General features: G+C 54.5%; 27 protein-coding genes and 1 tRNA gene. 16 read left to right on the forward strand and 12 right to left on the reverse strand.

The window, feature by feature from the left end; all coding sequences use genetic code 11:
• Positions 1-8 precede the first annotated feature (8 nt).
• The 4 genes from msrA to SynMVIR181_RS07495 all read left to right on the forward strand — a co-directional run bounded on the left by msrA (position 9) and on the right by SynMVIR181_RS07495 (position 1,400).
• A complete protein-coding gene (gene msrA / locus SynMVIR181_RS07480) occupies positions 9-731 on the forward strand; it encodes a peptide-methionine (S)-S-oxide reductase MsrA (protein ID WP_186588805.1) in 723 nt (240 codons plus the stop codon).
• A gap of 4 nt (positions 732-735) precedes the next feature.
• Positions 736-897 (forward strand): hypothetical protein, encoded by a 162-nt coding sequence (locus SynMVIR181_RS07485; RefSeq protein WP_186522991.1) that lies wholly within the window; start codon positions 736-738, stop codon positions 895-897.
• Between the two features lie 67 nt (positions 898-964).
• Positions 965-1,312, forward strand: coding sequence for a hypothetical protein (locus tag SynMVIR181_RS07490; protein ID WP_186588806.1), 348 nt, complete (start codon positions 965-967; stop codon positions 1,310-1,312).
• A gap of 14 nt (positions 1,313-1,326) precedes the next feature.
• A tRNA-Pro gene (locus SynMVIR181_RS07495) sits at positions 1,327-1,400 on the forward strand.
• 120 nt (positions 1,401-1,520) lie between these two features.
• Here the strand turns inward: SynMVIR181_RS07495 and SynMVIR181_RS07500 are convergent.
• The 4 genes from SynMVIR181_RS07500 to SynMVIR181_RS07515 all read right to left on the reverse strand — a co-directional run bounded on the left by SynMVIR181_RS07500 (position 1,521) and on the right by SynMVIR181_RS07515 (position 5,597).
• Entirely contained in the window at positions 1,521-1,745 is a 225-nt protein-coding gene (locus tag SynMVIR181_RS07500) for a hypothetical protein (RefSeq protein ID WP_186588807.1), read from the reverse strand.
• Positions 1,746-1,991: 246 nt separating this feature from the next.
• Complete coding sequence (locus SynMVIR181_RS07505) at positions 1,992-2,453, reverse strand: hypothetical protein (protein ID WP_186522997.1); 462 nt, start codon at positions 2,451-2,453, stop codon at positions 1,992-1,994.
• A 688-nt stretch (positions 2,454-3,141) separates the two neighbouring features.
• On the reverse strand, positions 3,142-4,404 hold the full coding sequence (locus SynMVIR181_RS07510) for a pitrilysin family protein (RefSeq protein WP_186588808.1): 1,263 nt from the start codon (positions 4,402-4,404) through the stop codon (positions 3,142-3,144).
• Positions 4,401-5,597 (reverse strand): pitrilysin family protein, encoded by a 1,197-nt coding sequence (locus SynMVIR181_RS07515; protein ID WP_186590559.1) that lies wholly within the window; start codon positions 5,595-5,597, stop codon positions 4,401-4,403. Before SynMVIR181_RS07515 ends, SynMVIR181_RS07510 begins: the two co-directional genes overlap by 4 nt.
• 120 nt (positions 5,598-5,717) lie before the next feature.
• Here SynMVIR181_RS07515 and SynMVIR181_RS07520 point away from each other — a divergent pair, with 120 nt between their 5' ends.
• The 7 genes from SynMVIR181_RS07520 (at position 5,718) to SynMVIR181_RS07550 (ending at position 11,221) form a co-directional block, all read left to right on the forward strand.
• Positions 5,718-6,455 (forward strand): phycocyanobilin:ferredoxin oxidoreductase, encoded by a 738-nt coding sequence (locus tag SynMVIR181_RS07520; RefSeq protein WP_186590558.1) that lies wholly within the window; start codon positions 5,718-5,720, stop codon positions 6,453-6,455.
• Positions 6,452-7,357, forward strand: a complete 906-nt coding sequence (locus tag SynMVIR181_RS07525) for an HlyD family efflux transporter periplasmic adaptor subunit (RefSeq protein ID WP_186588809.1) — start codon at positions 6,452-6,454, stop codon at positions 7,355-7,357. Before SynMVIR181_RS07520 ends, SynMVIR181_RS07525 begins: the two co-directional genes overlap by 4 nt.
• A complete protein-coding gene (devC, locus tag SynMVIR181_RS07530; RefSeq protein WP_186588810.1) occupies positions 7,354-8,526 on the forward strand; it encodes an ABC transporter permease DevC in 1,173 nt (390 codons plus the stop codon). Before SynMVIR181_RS07525 ends, devC begins: the two co-directional genes overlap by 4 nt.
• 4 nt (positions 8,527-8,530) lie before the next feature.
• Positions 8,531-9,223: a DevA family ABC transporter ATP-binding protein gene (locus SynMVIR181_RS07535; protein ID WP_186588811.1), complete on the forward strand. Its 693-nt coding sequence runs from the start codon at positions 8,531-8,533 to the stop codon at positions 9,221-9,223.
• 38 nt (positions 9,224-9,261) lie between these two features.
• The gene (locus tag SynMVIR181_RS07540) at positions 9,262-9,417 is read left to right on the forward strand and encodes a hypothetical protein (protein WP_006171625.1); all 156 of its coding nucleotides are present in this window, start codon (positions 9,262-9,264) and stop codon (positions 9,415-9,417) included.
• 101 nt (positions 9,418-9,518) lie between these two features.
• On the forward strand, positions 9,519-10,451 hold the full coding sequence (locus SynMVIR181_RS07545; RefSeq protein ID WP_186523006.1) for a glycosyltransferase family 2 protein: 933 nt from the start codon (positions 9,519-9,521) through the stop codon (positions 10,449-10,451).
• Positions 10,452-10,456: 5 nt separating this feature from the next.
• The gene (locus SynMVIR181_RS07550) at positions 10,457-11,221 is read left to right on the forward strand and encodes a 16S rRNA (uracil(1498)-N(3))-methyltransferase (RefSeq protein ID WP_186588812.1); all 765 of its coding nucleotides are present in this window, start codon (positions 10,457-10,459) and stop codon (positions 11,219-11,221) included.
• Positions 11,222-11,238: 17 nt separating this feature from the next.
• Here the strand turns inward: SynMVIR181_RS07550 and SynMVIR181_RS07555 are convergent, their stop codons facing one another.
• On the reverse strand, positions 11,239-11,715 hold the full coding sequence (locus tag SynMVIR181_RS07555) for a translation initiation factor 2 (protein WP_186588813.1): 477 nt from the start codon (positions 11,713-11,715) through the stop codon (positions 11,239-11,241).
• 86 nt (positions 11,716-11,801) lie between these two features.
• Between SynMVIR181_RS07555 and SynMVIR181_RS07560 the strand changes: the two genes are divergently transcribed.
• A complete protein-coding gene (locus tag SynMVIR181_RS07560) occupies positions 11,802-12,554 on the forward strand; it encodes a DUF92 domain-containing protein (RefSeq protein ID WP_255444201.1) in 753 nt (250 codons plus the stop codon).
• On the opposite strand, the gene SynMVIR181_RS07565 is transcribed toward SynMVIR181_RS07560, so the two are convergent.
• The 6 genes from SynMVIR181_RS07565 to SynMVIR181_RS07590 all read right to left on the reverse strand — a co-directional run bounded on the left by SynMVIR181_RS07565 (position 12,481) and on the right by SynMVIR181_RS07590 (position 19,016).
• Positions 12,481-13,329 (reverse strand): sigma-70 family RNA polymerase sigma factor, encoded by an 849-nt coding sequence (locus tag SynMVIR181_RS07565; RefSeq protein ID WP_186588814.1) that lies wholly within the window; start codon positions 13,327-13,329, stop codon positions 12,481-12,483. The two genes, SynMVIR181_RS07560 and SynMVIR181_RS07565, sit on opposite strands and share 74 nt — an antisense overlap.
• A gap of 591 nt (positions 13,330-13,920) precedes the next feature.
• Positions 13,921-14,595 (reverse strand): GDSL-type esterase/lipase family protein, encoded by a 675-nt coding sequence (locus SynMVIR181_RS07570; RefSeq protein WP_186588815.1) that lies wholly within the window; start codon positions 14,593-14,595, stop codon positions 13,921-13,923.
• A gap of 25 nt (positions 14,596-14,620) precedes the next feature.
• Positions 14,621-16,150, reverse strand: coding sequence for a phosphonate ABC transporter (locus SynMVIR181_RS07575; RefSeq protein WP_186588816.1), 1,530 nt, complete (start codon positions 16,148-16,150; stop codon positions 14,621-14,623).
• On the reverse strand, positions 16,147-16,908 hold the full coding sequence (locus SynMVIR181_RS07580; protein WP_186588817.1) for a phosphonate ABC transporter ATP-binding protein: 762 nt from the start codon (positions 16,906-16,908) through the stop codon (positions 16,147-16,149). Before SynMVIR181_RS07580 ends, SynMVIR181_RS07575 begins: the two co-directional genes overlap by 4 nt.
• Positions 16,905-17,819, reverse strand: a complete 915-nt coding sequence (locus SynMVIR181_RS07585) for a putative selenate ABC transporter substrate-binding protein (protein ID WP_186588818.1) — start codon at positions 17,817-17,819, stop codon at positions 16,905-16,907. Before SynMVIR181_RS07585 ends, SynMVIR181_RS07580 begins: the two co-directional genes overlap by 4 nt.
• A gap of 18 nt (positions 17,820-17,837) precedes the next feature.
• Entirely contained in the window at positions 17,838-19,016 is a 1,179-nt protein-coding gene (locus tag SynMVIR181_RS07590; protein WP_186588819.1) for a pyridoxal phosphate-dependent aminotransferase, read from the reverse strand.
• 121 nt (positions 19,017-19,137) lie between these two features.
• Between SynMVIR181_RS07590 and SynMVIR181_RS07595 the strand changes: the two genes are divergently transcribed.
• The 4 genes from SynMVIR181_RS07595 to SynMVIR181_RS07610 are packed head-to-tail and all read left to right on the forward strand — an operon-like array spanning position 19,138 to position 22,749.
• The gene (locus tag SynMVIR181_RS07595; RefSeq protein ID WP_255444202.1) at positions 19,138-19,542 is read left to right on the forward strand and encodes a VOC family protein; all 405 of its coding nucleotides are present in this window, start codon (positions 19,138-19,140) and stop codon (positions 19,540-19,542) included.
• 25 nt (positions 19,543-19,567) lie between these two features.
• Complete coding sequence (locus tag SynMVIR181_RS07600) at positions 19,568-20,167, forward strand: uracil-DNA glycosylase (RefSeq protein ID WP_186523029.1); 600 nt, start codon at positions 19,568-19,570, stop codon at positions 20,165-20,167.
• Positions 20,167-21,360, forward strand: a complete 1,194-nt coding sequence (gene ispG / locus SynMVIR181_RS07605) for a (E)-4-hydroxy-3-methylbut-2-enyl-diphosphate synthase (RefSeq protein WP_186523039.1) — start codon at positions 20,167-20,169, stop codon at positions 21,358-21,360. The genes SynMVIR181_RS07600 and ispG overlap by 1 nt, the downstream gene beginning before the upstream one ends.
• A 36-nt stretch (positions 21,361-21,396) precedes the next feature.
• On the forward strand, positions 21,397-22,749 hold the full coding sequence (locus tag SynMVIR181_RS07610) for a S41 family peptidase (RefSeq protein ID WP_186523042.1): 1,353 nt from the start codon (positions 21,397-21,399) through the stop codon (positions 22,747-22,749).
• Here SynMVIR181_RS07610 and SynMVIR181_RS07615 read toward each other — a convergent pair.
• Positions 22,740-23,204, reverse strand: a complete 465-nt coding sequence (locus SynMVIR181_RS07615; RefSeq protein ID WP_186588820.1) for a hypothetical protein — start codon at positions 23,202-23,204, stop codon at positions 22,740-22,742. The genes SynMVIR181_RS07610 and SynMVIR181_RS07615 overlap by 10 nt on opposite strands.
• Between the last annotated feature and the right edge of the window lie 34 nt (positions 23,205-23,238).

The raw sequence follows: 23,238 nt of genomic DNA on the forward strand, positions 1-23,238 counted from the left end.
TAATCGCGATGCTGCCCTCCTGGCTTACCGGACAAACAACATCGTCACAGCCGTCCAGCGATCAAGGGCGGCATGTGGTGCTCGGAACTGCACTCAATGCGCCTCTGATGGACGATCAGGAAGAAGCCCTGTTTGGTTGCGGCTGCTTCTGGGGAGCTGAGAAAGGCTTTTGGAGACTTCCTGGAGTGGTTTCAACAGCCGTTGGCTATGCGGGAGGAAACGTCGAAAATCCAACCTACGAACAAGTTTGTAGCGGCCGCACAGGCCACTCGGAAGTGGTGCGCGTGGTGTGGAGCACGACGGCGATTGATTTCAGTGATCTCCTGAAGCTGTTTTGGGAATGCCACAACCCAACGCAAGGGGATCAACAAGGCAACGACAGAGGCAGTCAGTATCGATCCGCGATCTACACGAGCACCGAACATCAAGCAAAGCTGGCAAGCGCAAGCCGTGATTGGTATCAAACAGCCTTAAACCAACAAGACAGTGCCGCAATCACAACGGAGATCGCGGCCGATCAAGTGTTTTTTAAAGCTGAGGAGTATCACCAGCAATACCTAGCCCGACCAGGCAGCCGGCCCTATTGCTCAGCCATGCCCAGCGGTGTCTTGCTTGGCGACTTTGCGGGTGCAAACTACAAGCTTCCTAGTTCTGTTTGGAGCCACTACGACTGGTCCATCAGTCACTGTGTTTTGCGCGGTGACAACAGCCCGATTTCTCTGAAGGCATAAACCCATGAACAACGCCTTGCCAGACAGGGTCGTCATGGCCGCGATTGCTCTCACGCTCGTTTTGGTGTTCGTTTTGATCTTCAGTCTGAGGCCCAATGACAACAACGCCGAGCCATTTCTTTGGAAAGAGCAATCCACCCCTAACGGGAGCTCCTTGGCGATTTGATCACAAACAGAGTTTTGACTGTGAAAATTCGCTTATTTAGATCCATCAAGGCACCTAAAAAAGGTTCGTGAAGCCCTCACCTGACCCACGCCAGCGCCGTCGGCTTCACCCATTGCCTAAGGGATTGGTGGAGCTCTACGGCTTGATTGCCGTTTTGGTTGTACTCATACCTGAGTGGCTAGCGGATGGAACGCTTGCCTTGAACGAGCGTCCTAACCTCTCTGCGATGCCGATGACCAGTCGAGCTTGGCGCACCCTGCCTGAACTCCAGTTGGCTTCGATGACACTCTGTGAGTTGCGTCTCCTTGCAAGGGATTTGCGAGTTTGGGGGTATAGCAGCGACGCCCGCAGCGAATTAACAGACCGCCTGCTGAAACGTTCCACACGCTTCAACAAAACTGGGAATGCGCTGTGATAGTTTCCTTCTGACGGGGCGTAGCGCAGCTTGGTAGCGCACCACTTTGGGGTAGTGGGGGTCGTGGGTTCAAATCCCGCCGCTCCGATTTCAAACAAAAACAAAATCCCTACTCAAAAGCTGGCTTTTTAAAGCCGGCTTTTTTATGGGCAGCACTCTCACTCTTAAAGCCTTGAATCTGCGCTGAAAAGCACAGGTTGCTGTGTCTTCACTCCCAGGTCGCTGTGCAGCGATAGGAGGTCTCGCCACCCATACCGATCTCGATGGAGATGCATGACGTACTAGTCACTTTTTGACCTTGGGGCACTTTGGACAACGCCCTGTTGGTCGCAACCTCTTCATCCATCGCCTCTTGAGTTGCTGATCCGGCAAAAGCAACCCCGCAGGTACCAAGCACCATGGCGGCCGTTGCAAGCGAAAGGATGACTTTCATCGAAAAAAATAGTGATAACCCTCTCTCTAGCAACACATCAACCAGATAACTGGAGGAGCGCCTGTTTGACATTCAACCGACGGCAAAGGAGGGAGCTTATCCAAAAACAAAACATCATCAAGCAAAACCCAAATCGAAGCAAAAACTCTTCGTCAGAACGAATCTAGTCATTGTCTCACAAGCTCTTGCAAAACAATTTTTGGACTGCTCTTAAGAAGAAGACAAGTTAATGAAAACTTCTAAGAATTATTTGGTAACGAATAGCTCTCCTGCCATTGTTTTATAGCGTTTCAACGATGCACCAGGGCGACGCTTACGACTTGGCACACCTTGACCAGGCAAAAGTATTTCTGGCGCAAAATTTACCGGGGGAGCGGTGTCAATTAACTTTTGCGATTCGGCCAGTTCTCGAGCGATGGATTCGGCTGTAGTCAGAGCCTGCTCAGACGCAGCTACAGGAGACTCCGATCCTGTGGCGACAGATTCACTCAGAACTGACGATGGGGATGGCTTGGGAAGTGATGTTGATGTACGAGCCAGGGGGCGTAGAAGCACGACCCCAAGCATCAACACAACAAGAGAGGCCACTGTGCTGGGGAGACCAAGGGAACGACCTAGGAAATTCCAAACAATCCCTGATCCAGCGAGGCCAAACACACCAATTGCCGCAAACAACGGACCGATCAGTTTGAGAAGCAATTTTTTCATGGGAATACCTTGGCAAATTTCGACCCTGCGCCGCGAGTCAGCTCACCAGTCACTGCAATCTCCACAGACAAAGTATCCATACGTCACACAAAAACTTGATCACCAACGCTAAAAAGTTGGTGCAGGTCGACCAGCCGACAGAGAAGAGAAGGCTCCGCCCCCCAGCCTGCAATGCACGCAATAGCAAGTGAGTCATACATCGCGTTGCCTTCAAACATTCATTTGATACTGGACTCTTTTTCTTTTGAATGAAAAGAATCAGATATGTCTCCATATCCTGAGTTATCCGTCACGGATGCATTCATGCACTTGCAGATCGGCAGGCTCAACAGACTCGATCAAATTTCATTGGCCCATCCATGGATTCCCAAGCGCGATTTAATTTTAATACTGCATCACACATTTCACAGATTTGCAGATAAATACTCTGGCCAAGAACTACAGATGCATTTGGATCGATGGACAGACTTAGCGTGCAGCATCTCAGAGCATGAAATGAAGGATTTCATGTCACGGGTCAAAGAATTTGCGGTTTTTAACGATTAATGCTTTTTGCTGGAACCAAAAAGCTACCAATCAATAATTAACTCGTTGAACTCAAAAGACGTCTTCTCAAGCGATTAAAAGCCTGCTCAGCAAGAATGATTTTGCTGGTCTGATTCAAGAAGAACTCCAATCTTGCAAAGACTCAGCGCTGATCAAGTGCTTGTTTCCATCGATCAGCCAATGATTCGATGGCAGATTTTGGTCCACAGAGACTGAGAAGTGGATTGGCCAGATGGCGGGATGCAGCCAAACGCAATGCCTTGCCATCAAGGGTCTCCAAAACCTCCATACAGCGATGGTCGTGATTGTCGGGTAGGCCGAGACCTCTGAGCTGAGCACGACGTTCGGCTCTCTGACCTGTTGTTTGTGAGGCATGAGCCAACTGACCACGAAATTTGGCACGCGCCAGGTTGAGGTCTGCTGCCTCCAGCGTGTGTTCCATCAATTCCTGCCAACTCATGATCAGCAGGTCCAAGGTGGTTAAGGCCTTATCAACTGCAGTGGATGCATGCAAAACAAAAGGTGAGGCCTTCGCTCTTGCTGGATGGTGCACGCCGACGTCGTAGGCCACGCCATGGTCTTCGCGAAGGCGGCGGAATAGCAAGCTGGACATCCCTGTACCCAAATGGGTTTGCAACAAACGAAGGGCAAGGTCATCTGGGTGTCCGTGAGGAAGCGTTGGCTGACCGAGCATCAGCACGACCTGCTCGGTGGACTGCGGGTGGAGATAAACCGTTTGTTCCGCACTCATAGATGCTTGATCACTCAAATCTTTGGCGTCCGGATCAAGATCAGCAGAATTGGATTGAGGGGAAATACCGTCTGCTTGGAGCTGGTCCAATAATCCGGCTGGAATCGAACCCGACAACGCCAAAATCGCTCCTTCGGCGCTGAGGGATTGTGCAATCGGCCGAAGAGATGCTGCGGTGAGTTGCTCCAACTCACCAGCAACTCCCAAGGGGTCATGGCCATAAGGGCCCAGCCCGTAGGCCAGATGGCGCCAACCATCAAAGGCCAGATGGAAGGGATCTTCTCGCTGACGTTGCAGTGCTTGAAGACTCAACTCCCGCTCGAGGTTCACCTGATCGGCTTGCAGATGGGGTTCATGCACCATCGAGGTCAACAAGGGAAGCAATTGAGGGCTATCGAGATCCCTGCATTTCAAGCTGATCAGCAAGCCATCTTCGTTGGTATCACAGCGAAGTCCAGCGCCACAACCCTCAACGAGATCGGCCATTTGCATGGCATCAAGGGAGCCACACCCGCGAGTCAACACGGATGCCAGCAATTGATGTGCGCCCCTCTGGCCGATCGGATCAGCAGCGCTTCCACGACCGATCCACAATTTGGCGGCCAACACCCCTGGTGTCTGAACCGGATCTAAAACCAAATCAGTCGGGCTCATTCAGAGTCCTCCGGTAAGGCCAGAAGCGTGAACGCTTGTTCAGGTTGCAAACGAGGCAAAAGGGACTGTTGCAAGCGCTCAACCGTCCAGGTCTGCAGATGACTGAGCGGAGACAACAACGTTTGGTTGCGCCCCCATAAGGATTGGGATCCAGCAATTGCAGCAACGGATCCTGGTGCTTCCAAGCTGAATCGAAGCCCATTCCCCACCAATTGCTTTGCGCGATGCAGTTCGTCATCACCGATGGCATCCACCGTTGCCCGGTTCAATTCCTCTGCGATCACGGTTTCCACCTGCTCGATCTGGTCTTCAGGGCAGCAGGCCTCCAGCATCACCACACTTCCCTGTTCCATCACCGTGACATCCATATCAATGGATTCCACAATTTGTAGGTCTTCCCTCAAGCGTTGCACCAAACGACTGCGCCTCCCCTCCGCCAGAAGGGTGGTCGCCAGATCGGCTCCCATCACGCTGTCTTGATCATTGGCTGCAGCCATCGGCCACGCCATCAACAAACGAGCTGCTTCCAGGCGAGGAAATCGGATGCTTTGACGTCCGCTGTGAAATGCAAGCGAACGTGAAGCGGATGCGGTTTCGTCCCCCTGATCAAGATTGGCTTCGAGCTCGGCGAGGCGGCTCGAGTGAATCTGCTCCAACAGATTCGATGTCACAGCGCCACTGATGGCCAAACAACAGTTGGGTCCGCGATACCTCCTGTTGTGAAATTGGCGCATCGCCTCTGGAGTGCTGTCGAGCAAACTCTGTTCCCAGCCAAGAATTGGACGGCCATAGGGGTGCTTTCCAAAACCCTGAGAGAGAAGGGTTTGGAACACTTGTTCGTCGGGTTGATCTCGGTACTGGGCAATTTCTTCCAGCACCACATCCCTCTCCATGCCGTAGGCGTCCTCTCTCAGGGCAGGATTGAGCACGAGGTCCAGCAACAGGTCGAGGGCGTTCTGTGCGCAGCTGGACGGCACCAACACGTGAAAGTGCACATCATCGAAACCTGTTGCCGCATTACTGCTGCCACCAAGAGCCTCAATCCGACGATCGAATTCTCCAGCCTGCAAGGTTGCACTGCCCTTAAACACCATGTGCTCTAAAAAGTGGGCAAGACCCTCTTCCCCATGGTCTTCAAAGGTGCTTCCTCCTCGACACCAAAAGTCGAGGCAAGTGAGGTCTGCATCTGGCATCAGTGCACTCACGGTTCGGCAACCGTTTTTCAAGAGCTGATGCTGCAGCTCAGGGCCGGAGGCGATCTCGTTCAGGGTCCCGTGTCAAAGTCCCATTCTGTGTTGTCCCTTGCTGGACTGATGTCCGAATCCACCAACGGTCTTGAATTGCATCCGCTGGTGACCTCATTAGCGGAGCAAATTCGTACGTGTCGGACAGCCCTACCTGACCTGTCTCCTCTGGCTGTAGACCCGGCACTAGAGGCGATCAGCGGAATGTTGGATGGTGAAACGCTCTTCATTCGCAACGAGCTGCATCAATGCCTTGGTCTACGCAAACTGCATCTCGAGATTGCTCGGCTGGGCATGGGATTGCAGATCCTTCACTGCGTTTTTTTTCCAGATCCCAGATTCGACTTACCCGTCTTTGGAGCCGATATTGTTGCCAGCAAAGCTGGAATTTCAGCGGCCATTGTTGATCTCTCTCCCGTATGCGATGCCTTACCTGATGCGGTGAGTCAACCACTCAGTGCGCTGAAATTGCCACCGTTTCAGCAAGTAAGAGACCTACCTGCATGGGGGACCATTTTTTCCCCTTATGTGAAATTCATACGCCCCGTGGATGAGCAAGAGGAGACATGGTTCGTTGGCCTTGTCGCTGACTACCTCAACATTCTTCGCCAGGCAATTCTGGCAACAGCTCCCGATGCTGTTAATGAACTCCCTACGATCAATCGTCAGCAAGGACAACTCTCCTATTGCCGGCAGCAGAAACGCAACGACAAAACTCGACGCGTCTTAGAGAAGGCCTTCGGGAGCGCTTGGGCCGATCGCTACATCGAAGAGATGCTGTTCGACGATCCTCCACCTCTCCCATGAAACAAATCCGTCTCTGGGTGATGGTCGGGGTGCTCGGTGCTGCTGTTGTCGGTGCCGGAGTCTGGGTCACCCGCCGGCCGGCACCAGAAGCCCTACCAGCGGCTGCAGTTCCAAAAGTTCGAGCTCCGGAAGCAGTTGCTGCCCTTGGCCAACTCAAGCCAGCTGGTGAAGTCCGTCGCTTGGCGGCCCCGGCCAGTGGAGTCGGCGGAACGCCGCGCATTGCTGCGCTTCTCGTGAAGGAAGGAGACCAAATTCGCAAGGGTCAGCCCCTGGCCATTTTTGACAACCGACCCCAACTAGAAGCTGAAATCGCTGAGATTGACGCCCAAATCGAATCGACTGCGATCGAAGTGCAACTTCAACAGCGAGAGGTGTCCCGCTATGCAGCCGCGGCCAAGGTAGGAGCCGCTGCGATGGTGGCTCTTGAGGAAAAACAAGATGAACTCAGACGCTTCCAACGCAAAGGCGTCGAGCTGATCGCGAAGCGACGGAGCCTCGAAACGGATCTTGCTGACAGCGAGTTGCTGTCTCCGATTAATGGTGTGGTGCTCAAAATTCACAGTCGCGTCGGAGAACGTCCTGGCAGTGACGGTGTGATGGAGGTCGGAGCGAGCCAAAGCATGGAGGCCTTGGTTGAGGTGTATGAGTCGGATATCAATCGCATTTCAATTGGCCAATCCGTCAGCTTGATTAGCGAAAACGGCGGATTCAAAGGAACACTCGAGGGACGCGTCGAACGCATCACCCCCCAGGTGCGACAGCGAAAAGTGCTTTCAACCGATCCCACCGGTGATGCCGATGCAAGGGTCATCGAAGTGGATGTTGTTCTTACGCCAGAGTCGGCAAAAACAGTGACGCAACTCTCCGGTTTGAAAGTGATTGCCCGCTTCAAGACCCCATGATCCGAGCCTTTTGGCGGAAGCGCAGAATTCCGTTGGCATCCTTGATGCTGATCCGTCAGCCCGTTCGTCTAGCTGTTGCTCTGGCCGGTATCAGCTTCGCCGGAATTCTGATGTTTATGCAGCTGGGCTTCCGCGACGGCTTGTTTGACGCCAGCGTCACCGTGCATCGCCTATTTGATGCAGACATCGTCCTAATCAGCCCACGCTCTACCAGTTCCGTGAGCATGGCCGGCTTCCCTCGTAGACGACTGATTCAAGCCATGGCCTCTCCTGAGGTTGAAGGGATTACTCCCGTCCACTGGAATCTGCTGCTTTGGAGGAATCCAGAAACCCTTGGGACACGATCCATTCTTGCGTTGGGATTTGAACCAGGCCATCCTCTTTTCACCGATCCAACGCTGGCAGAAAAAGCCAAGCTGCTCACACAGAAAGGCCGGGTCTTATTTGACGAAAAATCGCGAGCAGAATTTGGTCCCGTAGCCGAATGGTTTCGTGAGGGACGCACTGTTGAAAGTGAAATCAATGGCAAAAGAGTTCGCGTAGCAGGCCTGATTGGCCTTGGGGCGTCGTTTGGTGCTGATGGCAACTTATTAACGAGCAGCGAAACATTTTTGGATTTAATTCCAAACACCCCCTCGGGAAGCATCGAAGTGGGCTTGGTTCGCCTTAAGCCTGGAAGTGATGCAGAGCAGGTGGCTCAACGCCTTCAATCTCAATTACCAGATGATGTGACCGTGCTGACCAAGCAAGGATTCATCGATTTCGAGCAAAATTACTGGCGTACAAGCACATCCATTGGCTTCATTTTTACCCTTGGTGCCGCCATGGGTTTCGTGGTGGGCTGCGTCATTGTTTATCAAGTTCTGTATTCAGATGTCAGCGATCATTTGCCCGAATACGCCACCCTGATGGCGATGGGTTACAAGCTCAATAGTTTGCTGGGAGTTGTGGTCAGAGAAGGCCTGTTGCTTGCTCTGTTTGGTTACTTACCGGCCTACGCCGCCGGACAGGGCCTGTACCTCTTGGTGCGAAACGCCACCCAGTTGCCAGTGGCGATGAACACGGTTCGAGCCGTGAGCGTGTTCAGCATGATCTTGATCATGTGCATGCTCTCAGCAGGTCTTGCCATGCGCCGACTCGTTGATGCCGATCCCGCGGAGATCTTTTAAAGCAATGGCAACGAGCTCACTCACCATTGATATCCAGGCACTGAGCCATTGGTATGGCAAAGGCTCAACCCGCAGGCAGGTTTTGCAAGGTGTGGACCTGCAAATTTCTGCAGGTGAGGTGGTCTTACTCACGGGTCCGTCCGGCTGTGGCAAAACAACCTTGCTCACCTTGATCGGAGCGTTACGAAAGGTTCAGGAGGGTGATGTTGAAGTGTTTGGACAGCAGCTACGCGGAGCGGCTCGAGGCCAGCGTCAGCGCTTGCGCCGTCGCATCGGCATGATTTTCCAGGGCCACAATCTTTTGCGCTGTCTCACCGCTGAACAAAATGTTCAGATGGGAGCTGATTTGTTGCCGAATCTTGGCTACAGGGCTCGTCGCGATCAAGCACGGGAGTGGTTGCGGTCTGTGGGACTAGAGGACGAATTGGGAAAACTTCCCCATGACCTGTCCGGGGGACAAAAGCAGCGCGTAGCGATCGCCAGAGCTCTTGCAGCCAAACCTCAGCTCCTCTTAGCCGATGAACCAACCGCTGCTCTCGACAGCGGCACAGGCCGAGAAGTTGTTGAGTTGTTGAAGCGCCTCGCGCGAGAACAGTCGTGTTCTGTCCTGATGGTGACGCACGATCCGCGCATCCTTGATGTGGCAGATCGTCTTGTTCGAATGGAAGATGGGCGTCTTTACCAGACGATTAGTTAAGTTGGTCTGAGTTTAAGAATTGGAATTTTCCAAAACGCATGGCTAAGCGCAGAAACCTCAAGAAGGAAAAGCAGGAGCGCAATCGCGCTTACGCCCGCAAATTTAAAAAGCGCAAGCTTCGCAACGATGGCCGTGGTGAAGGTGCTGGTAACGGAGTGACCGGTACGGCAAATAATGGTGGTGCTGCTGATTGAACGCTTTGGCGTGACCCTGCATCGTTTCTATTAAGAGAGGGGGAGACCCCTCTCTTTTTAATGGCTTTAGGCTGAATCCTTAATGCCTCTGTTTCGCGCGGATGTTCATCAGCGTCGTCATCCCCACTTACAACCGGCGCTCCATTCTTGAGAAGTGTCTGCAGGCACTGGAACACCAGGATCCCAGCGGAGAGATCGAGACCTACGAAGTGGTTGTCGTCGATGACGGTTCCAGCGATGGCACTCCCGACTGGTTGCGTCAAAACGCAGCTCACTTCCCCCATGTCCGCCTTGTGGAACAACAACATGGCGGACCTGCTGAGGGTCGTAATCGCGGCGTTGATCATGCCAAAGGAGATGTGATCGTCTTTATCGATAGCGATTTAGTGGTCACATCAAGCTTCCTGGCATCCCATGCCCGAGCTTTAAGTCGACGTTGGAATCAGCAGGACAATCGTCTCTGTTTCACTTACGGGGCCGTCATCAATACGGCCAACTTTGATCAGCCAACGGCAGAACGGCACAAACTGCGGGATCTCTCCTGGGCGTACTTCGCAACAGGAAACGTGGCGATCGACCGTGAGGTTTTGGAACGATCCGGGTTATTTGATCTTGGGTTCCGCCTCTACGGATGGGAAGACCTAGAGCTCGGAGAGCGACTCAGGCAAATGGGTGTGGAACTGGTGAAGTGTCCAGAAGCGGTTGGCTATCACTGGCATCCAGCCTTTCGCCTGGAGCAAATCCCAGACCTGATTCGTGTGGAGCGGGAACGCGCTCGCATGGGATTGGTTTTTTATCGCAAGCACCCCAGTAGGCGGGTCCGCTTCATCATTCAGTTCACCTGGTTGCATCGCGTGCTTTGGTCCTTGCTCACGCTCGGAGGCCTTCTCAATGAACACAGCCTGCGGCCGCTCATGGCTTGGCTGATTCAACGGGGCCAACCATCCCTGGCTTTGGAGTTGCTGCGTCTTCCCCTGAACAGGATTGGTGTTGAGGCGCTGTATCGCGAAGCCCGACAAGCTGGCTTGAACTGAACCGAATGGTGGCAGAGCTGCGTCGGTTACTGATCGAGCCCAAACGATTGGCCGATCGTGATAGCAATGGATGCCTTGTGCTGCGTGATGACGAACGTCATTACCTTCGCCGGGTTTTACGGCTGCGTGCTGGATCACCAGTGGCGGTAGTGGATGGCCGCGGCCATCTTTGGGAGGGATGGTTTCAGGGGGAGGAACAGCTTCTTCTCCCCAACAATTGTGAAACCACAAGCCCAGCCAAAAGCCCTCAGCTCGGTCTTGCGATTGCATTAGTGCGTCGAGGCATGGATGACGTGATGCGCATGGCTTGTGAGTTGGGCGTGGATTGGATCCAGCCCTTGCAAGCAAAGCGATGTACACCCCAAGCGGACTTCAAACCAGAGCGCTGGCAGCTGATCCTCAAGGAGGCAGTCGAGCAATGCGAGCGGCTCTGGATGCCCCAGCTCCTACCACTTGCATCGTCGGATCACTGGTGGTCGATGCCGGGAAACGGCGATACGCGGGCGATTGCCACTACACGAGTAGAGGGGCTCATGGCATTAGAGCCTTGGTTGCAGCGCCAGACCCCTGAAAGCAACTGCATCTGGCTTGCGATTGGTCCGGAGGGAGGCTGGGACCCTCAAGAACAGGCGCAGGCCTTAACCGAAGGATGGTCGCCGGTCAGTCTCAGTGAGGACATTTTGCGCTCTTCCACAGCAGCAATTGCTGGGGTGGCAACGCTCAACAGTTGGCGTCGTACGACGCTGACCACTGAGCCAACCGACTGCTGAGAACAACTGAAGTGGCTTCAGCTACTGAACAGTTCGGAGGCCATGTCCTTGAAACCCTTCAAATTGCGCCCAGGACGACGCGGCTCAGAACGAAGGGCACGACCAGGCTGAAGCATGTCTGGAGCGAAGGTGCTGAGCGTCGCGACAGGACGGGCCGCTTCAGCCTCAGCAAGAGCAGATGCGATCGCTTCCGCCGTGGTCAGGGAGCCTGCTGCAGCTGCCGGAGCCGCTGGAGCTGGTGCAGATGCTGTAACTGGAGTAGCAGCCGTGACTGGAGCAGCAGCCGTGACTGGAGTGCTCACCGCTGAAGCTGGCTTAGCGGTCTCAGCCGTGCCACTTCCATCCGTTGTTTTAGAAATGGCGGGAATCGGCGCAAGAGACTCCTCTTCACCCTCCTCGACAGGGAGATCGCGCACAGGCGCTATCTGAAGCACCTGGTCGGTCGAAGCGCCTTCCTCGAGGTTGAGGAAAAAGCCTTTGCTCTTCAGCGCCATGCCAGGTTCCGGTGAACAACGTGGGCTGATTATCCAACCCAAACAGTCTGAAAGGACTGATGCTTAGGGCAGTGCAACACAGCTCGATGGTTTTGCCCGACCAAAGCATCACGATGTGGGGGATTGCTCTGCTTCTCAATGGCGTGCTGATCGCTATTGCGCAGCGCCTTCCCCTCCTGACACCAAAAGGTTGGGTGCATGCAGGAATCCTGGGAACAATCCTCTGGGGCTGCCTTGGCTGGAGGGGCTGGGTCGCAGTAGTGATCTACCTGGTATTGGGATCACTGGTCACACGCCTTGGCTTTGCCCAAAAACAAAAGCAGGGGCTTGCGGAGGCGCGTGGAGGCCGAAGAGGACCAGCAAACGTTTGGGGATCTGCCTTCACTGGCACGGTGATCGCCCTCTTGATTGGAGCAGGCATCGGCTCCACAACGCTGTTGCTCATTGGATTTGCAGCAAGCTTCGCGGCCAAACTTGCTGACACCTTTGGCAGTGAGATCGGCAAACGCTGGGGACGAACCACCGTTTTGATTACCAGTCTTCGCAGAGTGCCAGCAGGAACGGAAGGTGCCGTGAGCTTGGAGGGCACCCTGGCGAGCGCCGCCGGCAGCCTGCTGATGATGCTGGTGATGGCCGGGCTATCGGTGTTGACCACACCCACGGCAATGATCGTGGTCGCGATTGTGGGTCTGATCGCAACCCTGTTGGAAAGCCTGCTGGGAGCTTTGGCTCAAGAGAAGGTCAGTTGGTTAACGAATGAAATCGTCAATGGGTTGCAAACCGCTTGGGCCGCCGTCTTGGCGATGCTGATCGCGGTTTCTTTAGGACTTGGTGGCTGACGGAAGGATGGGCAGTAGAGGATTGCGCTGCCTGCCGCAAGATGCTTAAAGCCGCGCGAATGGATTGGCGAAGCACGCCTGGCTGAACCTTCTCTCTCAAGGCAAGATCTTTGATTGAAATGTTGTCGACATAACGAGCAAGAAGCCAACAACGCTGTTGCGGCTCAAGGGTCTTCAACGCATCCTGCAACCACAGAAGTGTCGGTTCATCCAGCGATACAGGCATGGAGGAAGGATCCTCGATCTGATCGAGCAGGGAGCTTCTCAGCTCGCCTTCTAAGGCCTGCATGGAAGGAGCAACATCCAGCGATTCCACATGGCCGAAAGCATGAGCGATCAGGGCCTCTCGCCAACGCTGAGGGCTCACTTGGAGGGATGCCGCGAGGCCTTGCTCATCCAGTGGCTCGAGTCCCTGCTGCAAGCGTTGAGCCTGAAGACGCACACCCTTGCTATGCAAGTCCTTCAAGCGCCAAGGAATCCTCAGCGCATGTTGACGATCACGGCGGAAATGCAGAATTTGGCCGTTGACTCTGGTCAACACGTAGGTGCTGATACGAAATCCACGTTGAGGATCAAAGTTGGCCACTCCATGGATCAAACCCACGCGACCTTCTTGGATTAAATCGTCTTGCTCGCCTGGATAGCGAGCCGCTTGATGGATAGCGGCATGGTGCGCCAATCCAAGATGTTCAAGAACAGAATCGTTGCGCTCAAGGATGGGCTTGGGCAACGATCTGCGCTGCTCGCGCCGTCGAAGACTTTGGGTGGAAGGCATGAAGCATGGGTATGTACGACCCTTTCAACGTCGCTTTGTTCGCCGTTTCCACCCTCCTCCTTTTCAATGAAAGGTGCCACTCGAAAGGATGAAAAACAGTTCATCCTTTCGATGCCATTCCTCACACTGGGGAAGATGGATTAATCCATAAGCCCACATACCCCACTTAAACAATGAATCAATGAAAATCCTAGATGGACTCAAAAAAAAGAATTGCACTAATGATAGAATAGCTCTCATCGATTATCTTTTACCTTTTCCATCTTCTTTAGCCATTACTTGCTAGTTCAATTGTTACTGCCCAGGCCAACTAAACTGGCTAATACTTACCAGCCTGCACCAAGAAACATAGCAACACGCCAAAAATAAACCAAAGATGTGTAGCAGTAACCTCTGGTCTTCTCACGGCAACAATGAAGCGAGGAAGGAAAATATAAAAAGAGCAAATAAGATTTGGCGGAATCTCATTACCCTTGTTTTTGGTGCCCGCATATGTTAATCGGCTCTACTTCAACGCTGGTAGTAATCAGCACTAATCCTTGTAGCAAAAAACACCCTTAGCGAGGATTACAGGAATGAAGGGTTCAACAACTAAATAGTGGGTGTGAGCTGACGGTGGGGCTCGAGACCAGCCCAATTGAGAAGGGGCTTCCACCCCTGAAGACGTTGATGAATCCAGTAATGACCAGTGCTGTTGAGATGAATCCCATCGGGTTCCAACCAGGTGAGCCAATCAGGCTCTGCTGCCATCGCTCGGTGCAGGCTTAAAAACGGAACATCGGCCTCCAGGCATGTTTCCTCCAATTGCGCTTCATGGATGGCCACTGCCTCATTGCTGTACCAAAGACAGTCAGCAAAAGGCATGACCGCTTCATCAACAACGCTGAGCCCCATCACCATGACTTGGGTGGCAGGCGTCATCGCCGCAAGCAATTGCTCCAGCCCGAAGCGAAACGCTTCAGCGCTCAATTGCTGCCGTCCATCGAGCCTCCCAACCCGTGCACTGTCATTCAGTCCCACCGAAAGGAGCAGACCATCGGGCTTCTGACGACGGAGTTCACCGCGGCAACTCCACTCTTGCTGCCAACGCTGAGCGACGCGCTCCAGTCCATCCCCACGAATGCCAAGCCCGTACACCACTGGGGCAGAGGGCATCGTCATCCATTGACGCCTCAAGCGTTCACACCATCCACCCCCCTCTGGATCACCCCATCCGTACACACCGCTATCACCAATCACGACAAGCTTGCGGGGCGCTGTTGTCATCACTAGCGGTCACGCAATCCAGATGTCAGCTTTGCAGCCAGAGCGAACGGCAACGATCACTGAGTGACTCCCCAGTGATCGTGAGGGCGCAGTAGCAACAAAGCACTAACACCACCGCGGCCCAATGAAAGGAACTGAGTGATTCCAGCAGCTGCCAGCCCAAACCACTTCCACCGATCACTCCCACCACCACTGTTTCGCGGAGAATCACATCGCTGCGGTAGGCCCCGTAAGCCAGATAACTAGGGCTTTGGGGACTGAGCAGGCCGTACAACCAACTGATCCGCTCCGAACTCCCCATCGCTCTGAGGGCCTCTTGATGCTGGCCACTTTGTTGCTGAAGGCCTTCGAGCAGCAAACGCCCCATCACCCCACTGTTGTGAAGACCAATCGCTAGGGCACCAATCGCCAGGCTCGGCCGATTGCTGAGCAACAGCAGAAGCACCATCAGTGGCGGGGGAATCCAGCGCATGCAAGCCCAAAACATGGAGCAGCATTGATGCCACCTTGGTGACGGCCAAAGGAGCAAGGCCAGAGGTGGGAGTCCAATGGCAATCCCCGCTGCCAACACGGTGAGACCCAGCGTTTCCAAAATCATGCGCAACCAAGGAAGTTCCTGGGCGGCGGCATTCAGTTGGGTCCAAGAAGGAACCTCTAGCCCGAACCAACTGAGCCCTGAAAACTGATCGGGGACGATGTGCCGTAGCCAAAACGTGCCGATCACCCCAAAAGCAATCGCCAATAGTCCAAACAACAGGATTCGACGCTGACCATGCACACCCACTCCGGACCGTTTTCGCCAAAACCTCAACAGCTGCTCAAGAATCAACATCACGGCCGCTAGAACCCACAAACCTGTCCACAGCTCACGGAACTGCAACGACTGCAGGGTGAGCTGCAGTTCGGTGCCAAGCCCTCCCAAGCCAAAAACCCCCAGCAAGGTGGCGCTGCGCAAGGCACACTCGAGCCGGTACCCCCCGTAGCTCATCAAAACGCTGCCCATCCCTGGGTTGAGAGCCGTCATCAGAGCAGACAGCGGATGCACCCCAGCGCTGATGAGGGCATGGAGAGGACGGTGGTCTGCGCTGTCGAGATGATCTCGCCAAATCCTTGCAACCAGAGCGCTGTACGGAATCGCGATAGCAGCGACAGCAACGTAAGGATGGAGCCCAAACACCTGCAGTAGCAACAGTCCCCAAACCAGCTCATGCACGGCTCTTGGGATCGCAAGGCCCCGGCGAAGCCCTATCGCTGGCCAGGTAGGCAGAGACCAGCTTCTCCAAACCACATCCGCACAAACGCTGCCGAGCAGCACGCCAAACAACAAACTGAGACTCCAGCTCAGAAAAGCCGTGGCCATGGTGACGCCAAGACCATGCCAAACCGCATGCAGGACATCGGGATCCAACGATGGATGCAGCGCCCCTGAAAGGAATTGCTGCCAAATCGAGAGCCCGCCTCCATGCAGCCCTGTCCAAGTCACGATGAAGACGGGCACCAGCGCCATGGCAGGCAACAAGGTGAGCAGGGGTGCCGCTGGTTTCAGGAGGTTCATCCGGCCTCGTACAACCTCGACAGGTCAGCAGCATTGAGTTGCTCTGAGGGTTGATCCATCACAAGCTCCCCATTCTGCAAACCGATCACACGATCAAAGCGATGAACGAGTTGGGGTTGATGCAAGCTGATCACAATCGCCTTAGCGCCACAATTCAGCGGCCCCTCTTGCGAACGATTCAGCAAGTGATCCAATAAGTCAGAGGCGATTGCAGGATCCAAATTGGCGATCGGCTCATCGGCCAGGATCAGTTGCGGTTGCTGACGCAGCAAACGGGCAAGAGCCACGCGTTGTCTCTGCCCTCCGGACAACTGGCGGATCGGAGCATCGATCAACCCGCGTTCGATGAGATCGGCATCCAGCCCTGCGCGCTGAAGACAATGCTTGCAAGCCGATTGATCCACGTTGAATAACAGATTGGCCAATCCCCAGATCAAGTTGTGGCGCCCCAAGGCGCCGCTATTGACGTTTTGTCCAACGCTGAGCTCTTCCACAAGCAGCAAGTCTTGCCAGAGCATTCCGATCTCCCTTTTCTTGCGGCGAGGCATGGTGCAAACCGACGCACCGCGCCAACGCACCTCTCCCTGGTCCACACGAAGACTGCCATTGGCGATGGCAAGCAAGGTGCTCTTGCCAGCCCCACTTCGTCCCAACAAGGCAATTCGCTCCCCCTCAAACACCGAGAGGGAAATCGAGCGCAGTCGATCTCCTCTTGGGCCACTCAGGCTTACATTTACCAACTCAAGGAGAGAGGTCAACGGATCTTGCCGAGCTGACGACCCACCTTCTCAATGGGTTGATATTGAGATTCCTGCGCTGGAACAAAACGTTTGGCTGCAAACAACTCCAAAATGGTTTTCTGCCGCTCGTTGGTGGGGGTTAAACCCAAAATGGCCTTTTGGAGTTTGGTGGTGAATCCCTTCCCAAAACGTTGATCAAGATTGGGGCGTACCACCCAGTGGTAATTCCCAAAAGGAGGAGTTTTCCAAATCACTTTCACCTTGTTGGGATCCACTTTCCCGTTCTTAACAGCCACATTCCAAACGGGCTCACTAACAGCACCAGCCTGATAAGAGCCGCTCTGCACCAAAGCGATCGTGGCATCGTGGCTGCCACTGAAGCCTGCTTGTCCTCCAGCGAATTGCTTCGGGGTCACTCCTGCTTGGGCCAGAAAATGCTGAGGCATCAATCGCCCCGACGTGGAGCTTTCTGATCCAAAGGTGAAGCGCTTTCCTTTCAGGGATTTCAAACCATCAATGCTGCTGATAGGTTGTAAACCCGCTGAAGTATTAGCAATAAAGACACTGTTGAACTTTGCGTCGATCGCCCGTTGTGCCAAAACCTGAGCACCTGGTGTTTGAAGACGAGCCTGAATACCTGTGAGCCCTCCGAACCAAACAAGGTCCAAACTTCCGGTCCTAAAAGCACTCACGGCTGCTGGGTAATTGCTCACTGGCACGTACCGCACAGAAACCTTGAGTTGGTCGCTTAATTCAGTGGCGAGTTGGCCGTAACGACGATTTAAACGTTCTGGGTTTTGATCAGGTATGGCCCCGATCCGAAGTGTTGCTTGCGCATTAGCAGGAAGGACCGTTGCGCCTTGACCACAAAAAAGGGCCAAAAGAACAACGGCCCCTTTTTTTCGGACCCGCGTCAAAGGATTGACCATGCTTGACAAATAATGGTGTTAGGGATTTGTCAGCAAACGCTGAAACCGACTCAGTCCCTCTGAAATCGTCTCACGCGAGACGGCACAAGAAAGCCTGACGCAACGATCATCGCCAAAGGCACCACCAGGAACAATCGCCAGTCCCTCCTGCTCGAGAGCACGCTCACAAAAGGCCAGTGAATCGGTAATGGCATCGGGCAAGCGAGGGAACGCATAAAACGCACCTCTGGGTGGCACGAGGGTGATGCCTTCCATCTGTTGCAGCCCCGTACAGAGCTCAGCACGCCGCGTGTTGTAGCTCACAGCCATCGCACGGACGCAGTCCCGTGACCCCTGAAGCGCTGCCAATGCTCCCCGTTGGGCAAAGCTGCACACATTGCTGGTGCTTTGGCTTTGAAGGGCAGCCGCGGCCTTAATCACCGTGCTGTCACCACTGAGATATCCGAGTCGCCATCCGGTCATCGCCCAACCTTTGGCAAAACCATTCACCACAAAACAACGCTCTCTGAGATCTGGCGCGACGGCGGCAAAGCTGTGGTGAGATTCTCCGTCTTCCAATAAATATTCGTAGATCTCGTCGCTCATCACCATCAGGTTTGGATGCTTTCGCACCAGCTCTGCCAAGGCTTCCAATTCACTGAGACACAACACACGCCCCGTTGGGTTACCCGGTGAATTGAGCACCAAAACCTTGGTTGCTGGGGTGATGGATTGTTCGATCAAGTTCAGATCAAGGCCAAACCCATCGCTTGCTGACGACAGAACTGTGACGGGCGTTCCCCCGGCCAAGCGAACAATTTCTGGATAACTCAACCAGTAGGGGGCCGGAATGATGACTTCATCACCTGGGTTCAAAAGAACTTGGAACAGGTTGTAGATCGCCTGCTTGCCGCCATTGGTCACCAAGACCTGATCGGCGGTAGTGGGGATCTTGTTTTCAAGACTCAATTTCTGAGCAATGGCAGCGCGAAGCTCCGGATCGCCAGCAGCGGGGCCGTACCGGGTGATGCCATCCCTGAGGGCCTGGATCGTTGCCTCAACAATGAATTCTGGCGTGCCGAAATCCGGCTCCCCTGCACTCAGGCTGCAAACGTCTACACCCTGCTGCTGCAGAGCTTTTGCTCGGGCGCTGATGGCAAGTGTGAGCGATGGCTGCAGAGCCAAGGCTCGGTGCGAGAGAGATGGGGGGCCTGGCATCAGCACGGCACCCCCTCGATGGATGCTCAGATATGTGAACCAACATCCTGCCTGATGTGGCGTCCGTGACAACACCGATGTGCTGATGACAGCCTGGAACGAAATGTTGACCACGACGAACATGTCAGCTGAAAAGGCCTCTCTGAGTTGGGTGTTGGCGGCCAACAATCCCCAATCGCTGGCTGAGTTTTATGCGAAAGCTTTGGGATGTTCATGCCGTGCAGGACTGTCTGACCAGCACTGGATGGTGTCTCTACCAACCGGAGGAACGCTTCAGATTTATTGCCCTTCTCGTCAACGGCCTTGGCCCGTTCGAGGTGCGGCCCTGTCCCCTTGTTTTCAACGGATCGGAACCGACCATCCAGAGACGGAGCTCGGAGGTTGGATCCAACAACTGGAAGCGTTGGGAGCGCGGCGGCGCGAAGCCGCTCGTCTCGAATCGTTTGGAGCGGAATGCTGGATGGAGGATCCGGAAGGGCAGCCCTTTCTCACCTTGGTGCTGCCGCAAGGTGCCCTGAACTCATAGGGTTTGAGCCGAGCAAGCCAAGCGCGTGTCCTTAGAAGACTTAGAGGCGTCCTGTCTCCAGTGTCAACGCTGTGACTTAGCGAAAGAACGCCAGCATGTTGTGGTCAGTCGCGGGAATCCTTCAGCGCGGCTGATGGTGATTGGTGAAGCACCAGGGGCTGATGAGGATGCTCAGGGGCGTCCCTTTGTTGGGCGTTCCGGCCGACTTTTGGATGCCTGCCTGGCGGAGGTCGGTCTTGATCAAACCGACGACATCTACATCTGCAACTTGATCAAATGCCGGCCCCCTGGCAATCGACGTCCAAGCCCAGCTGAGCTCAAGGCCTGCAGACCGTGGCTGGATCGTCAAATTCTTGAGGTCAATCCGGAGATCCTGTTCATTCTTGGAGCAACAGCCACAGCAACACTGCTCGAATGCCGCACCCCGATTAGTCGCTTAAGGGGGCAGTGGACGGAATGGCAAGGGCGTTATGTGATGCCGAGTTTTCATCCCTCCTACCTCTTGCGCAATCCTTCACGAGACCCTGGCAAGCCCCGCTCGCTGTTCATGACTGATCTAGCCAACGTCAAGCACGCCCTGAACGGGGTTGTGTCAGGGTTAACTCCAGATTCGAGCGATCCTTGATGACCGCCTCGCAGCGTTACGACACCAAGATTCACCGCCGGGTGACGCGCACGGTGATGGTCGGCGATGTTCCGATCGGAAGTGAGCACCCGATCGCGGTGCAATCGATGATCAATGAAGACACGCTTGATATCGACGGATCGGTCGCAGGAATCCGACGTCTTGTCGATGCAGGATGCGAAATCGTGCGCGTCACGACGCCGTCGATCGGACATGCCAAAGCGATGGGGAAGATTCGCTCAGCGCTTCGAGCTCAGGGATGCATGGTCCCACTTGTGGCCGATGTCCATCACAACGGCACGCGCATCGCCCTCGAAGTCGCCAAGCACGTCGACAAAGTGCGCATCAATCCTGGGCTGTTTGTTTTCGATAAACCAGATCCCGATCGCCAGGAGTTCAGCCAAGACGAGTTTGATGCGATTGGAGATCGGATCAAGGACACATTTGCTCCTCTCGTGAAGGTGCTGAAAGAGCAAAACAAGGCCTTGAGGATTGGTGTGAATCACGGCTCCTTGGCTGAACGCATGCTGTTTACCTACGGAGACACCCCCCAGGGCATGGTCGAGTCGGCCATGGAGTTCGTGCGCATTTGCGATTCACTCGATTTTCACAACATCGTGATTTCGATGAAGGCATCCCGTGCACCCGTGATGCTGGCGGCGTACCGATTGATGGCCGACACCATGGATCGGGAAGGATTCAACTACCCACTGCACTTGGGTGTCACCGAAGCAGGGGATGGCGACTACGGCCGCATTAAGAGCACGGCCGGAATCGCAACGCTGCTGGCGGAAGGCCTTGGAGACACCATCCGGGTGTCCCTAACAGAAGCCCCTGAAAAGGAAATTCCTGTGTGCTTCTCGATCTTGCAGGCGCTGGGCATCCGCAAGACGATGGTCGAGTACGTGGCATGTCCGAGCTGCGGTCGCACTTTGTTTAATCTCGAGGAGGTCCTCCATCAGGTCCGAAACGCCACCTGCCATCTCACCGGTCTCGACATTGCTGTGATGGGTTGCATCGTCAACGGTCCTGGCGAGATGGCTGATGCGGACTACGGTTACGTCGGCAAAGGGCCTGGGGTGATCGCGCTCTACCGCAATCGTGATGAGATCCGAAAAGTACCCGAGTCGGAAGGTGTGGCCGCCTTGGTTCAGTTGATCAAAGACGACGGTCGCTGGGTTGAACCCGACTGATGTCGTTAAGGTGCTGAAAAGGTCCTTGTGGACGGCATGCGCGCTAAAAAATTCGGCATCAAAGGATCCCAACGCAGCAGCTGGTTTGTTGCCCTAGGCGCAGGGGCTGTCACAGCGGCAGTGGTGGTGGCCAATCCTGGGTTGGGTTTACCAAGCACGACCTCGTCGTCCATCACCAACAGCCCGAAAGAGGTCATTGATCAGGTATGGCAGATCGTCTATCGAGATTTCCTGGATTCATCCGGGGGTTATGACCTCGATCAGTGGTCCATTCTTCGCAAGGACTTGCTCTCCAAGTCCTATGCCGGAACAGCGGAATCGTATGAAGCGATTCGCGGCATGTTGGCGAGTCTTGATGACCCTTACACCCGATTCCTGGACCCGAAAGAGTTCAAGGAAATGCAAATCGACACGTCAGGTGAATTAACCGGTGTCGGCATTCAAATCTCACTGGACAAAGACACCAAAGAGATCGTGGTGGTGTCTCCAATCGAGGGCACGCCTGCCTCAAAAGCCGGGGTGCAACCCAAAGACGTCATCGTTTCGATTGATGGTCAACTCACCAAAGGGATGACCACGGAAGATGCTGTGAAGCTCATTCGTGGAACGGAAGGAAGTGACGTCGTCCTGGGCTTGCGCAGGAATGGCTCCATCATCGACGTACCTCTTGTGCGGGCTCGCATTGAAATTCAGGCCGTTGACAGTCAGCTCAATACCAGTGCCAATGGCACCAAGGTGGGTTACATCCGCCTGAAGCAGTTCAATGCCAATGCATCCAAAGAGATGCGTGCAGCGATTCGCGAACTGGAGAAGCAAGGATCTCAGGGTTACGTCCTTGATTTACGCAGCAATCCAGGGGGATTGCTCGAAGCCAGTGTCGACATTGCGCGTCAGTGGCTGGATGAAGGCACAATCGTCAGCACAAAAACCCGTGAGGGCATTCAAGATGTGCGCCGCGCCACTGGCAATGCGTTAACCGACCGTCCAGTCGTGGTGTTGGTAAACGAAGGCTCAGCAAGTGCAAGCGAAATCCTTTCAGGAGCGCTGCAAGACAACGAGCGTGGACTTCTGGTGGGCCAAAAAACATTTGGCAAAGGACTCGTCCAATCCGTGAGAGGTCTCTCTGACGGTTCTGGGATGACTGTGACGATTGCGAAATACCTCACACCCAAGGGCACCGATATCCACAAAAACGGCATCCAACCGGATGTTCCGGTGGAGATGAGCGAGAAGGAAATTAAAACCCTCACTGTTGAACAATTGGGGACCAACAAAGATGGGCAATACCGCGTAGCAGAAACCACCCTGCTCAAAGCGTTGCAAGCTCCGAAAACTGGAAGCACCTATCAACCAGGAGCGGCCAACCTTCAGTCGGCACTTCAGCGATAAGGGGCCAATCCAAACCCTTCGCGTTCGCTTTGATTCCCTCCAGAATTGCGGCCTCGGTGCGTTGCAGAAATCGTGGCTGTCCTTCCTGGAGCGGCCTCACGAGCCCTCTGGACAAGAGCATTGCAGCCACCAGCCGATTGGATCGCCTGATCCACGTTGTTCAAAGGAATGCGTTGCCCCCAAGTCCTAGGCCATCCCCAGGTCTTTCCTTGACGTTCCAACAAGGTGATCGCCTCTCCACGCCCGATGGAACCTGATCGCATCAAACAAGTGGTCGTTGCCAAGGTGGCAACCTGAAGATCGACCGCCTGAGTGGAGCGCGTGGGATACACAGGTCGGCTCTGGCGGCTCACTGGGAAAGGCCTCGATGGAATGTTGAGCGGCAATTGAGGTAGTCCACCTCCAGACATTTGCCCAAGGGCTGCCATGGCTAATTGGAGAAGAAGGTTATTCATCAGTCAGTTGGTATTTGTTAGGGAGCGAGATGGT

The organism is Synechococcus sp. MVIR-18-1, assembly GCF_014279835.1.
Classification (GTDB): Bacteria; Cyanobacteriota; Cyanobacteriia; order PCC-6307; family Cyanobiaceae; genus Synechococcus_C.

Coding starts and splice junctions, on each gene's coding strand:
- SynMVIR181_RS07540 (WP_006171625.1), top strand. CDS start 9,262: ATGGCTAAGCGCAGAAACCTCAAGAAGGAAAAGCAGGAGCGCAATCGC.
- SynMVIR181_RS07590 (WP_186588819.1), bottom strand. CDS start 19,016: ATGCCAGGCCCCCCATCTCTCTCGCACCGAGCCTTGGCTCTGCAGCCA.
- SynMVIR181_RS07550 (WP_186588812.1), top strand. CDS start 10,457: ATGGTGGCAGAGCTGCGTCGGTTACTGATCGAGCCCAAACGATTGGCC.
- devC (WP_186588810.1), top strand. CDS start 7,354: ATGATCCGAGCCTTTTGGCGGAAGCGCAGAATTCCGTTGGCATCCTTG.
- SynMVIR181_RS07520 (WP_186590558.1), top strand. CDS start 5,718: ATGTCCGAATCCACCAACGGTCTTGAATTGCATCCGCTGGTGACCTCA.
- SynMVIR181_RS07500 (WP_186588807.1), bottom strand. CDS start 1,745: ATGAAAGTCATCCTTTCGCTTGCAACGGCCGCCATGGTGCTTGGTACC.
- SynMVIR181_RS07560 (WP_255444201.1), top strand. CDS start 11,802: ATGGTTTTGCCCGACCAAAGCATCACGATGTGGGGGATTGCTCTGCTT.
- SynMVIR181_RS07610 (WP_186523042.1), top strand. CDS start 21,397: ATGCGCGCTAAAAAATTCGGCATCAAAGGATCCCAACGCAGCAGCTGG.
- SynMVIR181_RS07575 (WP_186588816.1), bottom strand. CDS start 16,150: ATGAACCTCCTGAAACCAGCGGCACCCCTGCTCACCTTGTTGCCTGCC.
- SynMVIR181_RS07615 (WP_186588820.1), bottom strand. CDS start 23,204: ATGAATAACCTTCTTCTCCAATTAGCCATGGCAGCCCTTGGGCAAATG.
- ispG (WP_186523039.1), top strand. CDS start 20,167: ATGACCGCCTCGCAGCGTTACGACACCAAGATTCACCGCCGGGTGACG.
- SynMVIR181_RS07535 (WP_186588811.1), top strand. CDS start 8,531: ATGGCAACGAGCTCACTCACCATTGATATCCAGGCACTGAGCCATTGG.
- SynMVIR181_RS07570 (WP_186588815.1), bottom strand. CDS start 14,595: ATGACAACAGCGCCCCGCAAGCTTGTCGTGATTGGTGATAGCGGTGTG.
- SynMVIR181_RS07545 (WP_186523006.1), top strand. CDS start 9,519: ATGTTCATCAGCGTCGTCATCCCCACTTACAACCGGCGCTCCATTCTT.
- SynMVIR181_RS07515 (WP_186590559.1), bottom strand. CDS start 5,597: ATGCCAGATGCAGACCTCACTTGCCTCGACTTTTGGTGTCGAGGAGGA.
- SynMVIR181_RS07585 (WP_186588818.1), bottom strand. CDS start 17,819: ATGGTCAATCCTTTGACGCGGGTCCGAAAAAAAGGGGCCGTTGTTCTT.
- SynMVIR181_RS07555 (WP_186588813.1), bottom strand. CDS start 11,715: ATGGCGCTGAAGAGCAAAGGCTTTTTCCTCAACCTCGAGGAAGGCGCT.
- SynMVIR181_RS07485 (WP_186522991.1), top strand. CDS start 736: ATGAACAACGCCTTGCCAGACAGGGTCGTCATGGCCGCGATTGCTCTC.
- msrA (WP_186588805.1), top strand. CDS start 9: ATGCTGCCCTCCTGGCTTACCGGACAAACAACATCGTCACAGCCGTCC.
- SynMVIR181_RS07510 (WP_186588808.1), bottom strand. CDS start 4,404: ATGAGCCCGACTGATTTGGTTTTAGATCCGGTTCAGACACCAGGGGTG.
- SynMVIR181_RS07525 (WP_186588809.1), top strand. CDS start 6,452: ATGAAACAAATCCGTCTCTGGGTGATGGTCGGGGTGCTCGGTGCTGCT.
- SynMVIR181_RS07595 (WP_255444202.1), top strand. CDS start 19,138: ATGTCAGCTGAAAAGGCCTCTCTGAGTTGGGTGTTGGCGGCCAACAAT.
- SynMVIR181_RS07505 (WP_186522997.1), bottom strand. CDS start 2,453: ATGAAAAAATTGCTTCTCAAACTGATCGGTCCGTTGTTTGCGGCAATT.
- SynMVIR181_RS07565 (WP_186588814.1), bottom strand. CDS start 13,329: ATGCCTTCCACCCAAAGTCTTCGACGGCGCGAGCAGCGCAGATCGTTG.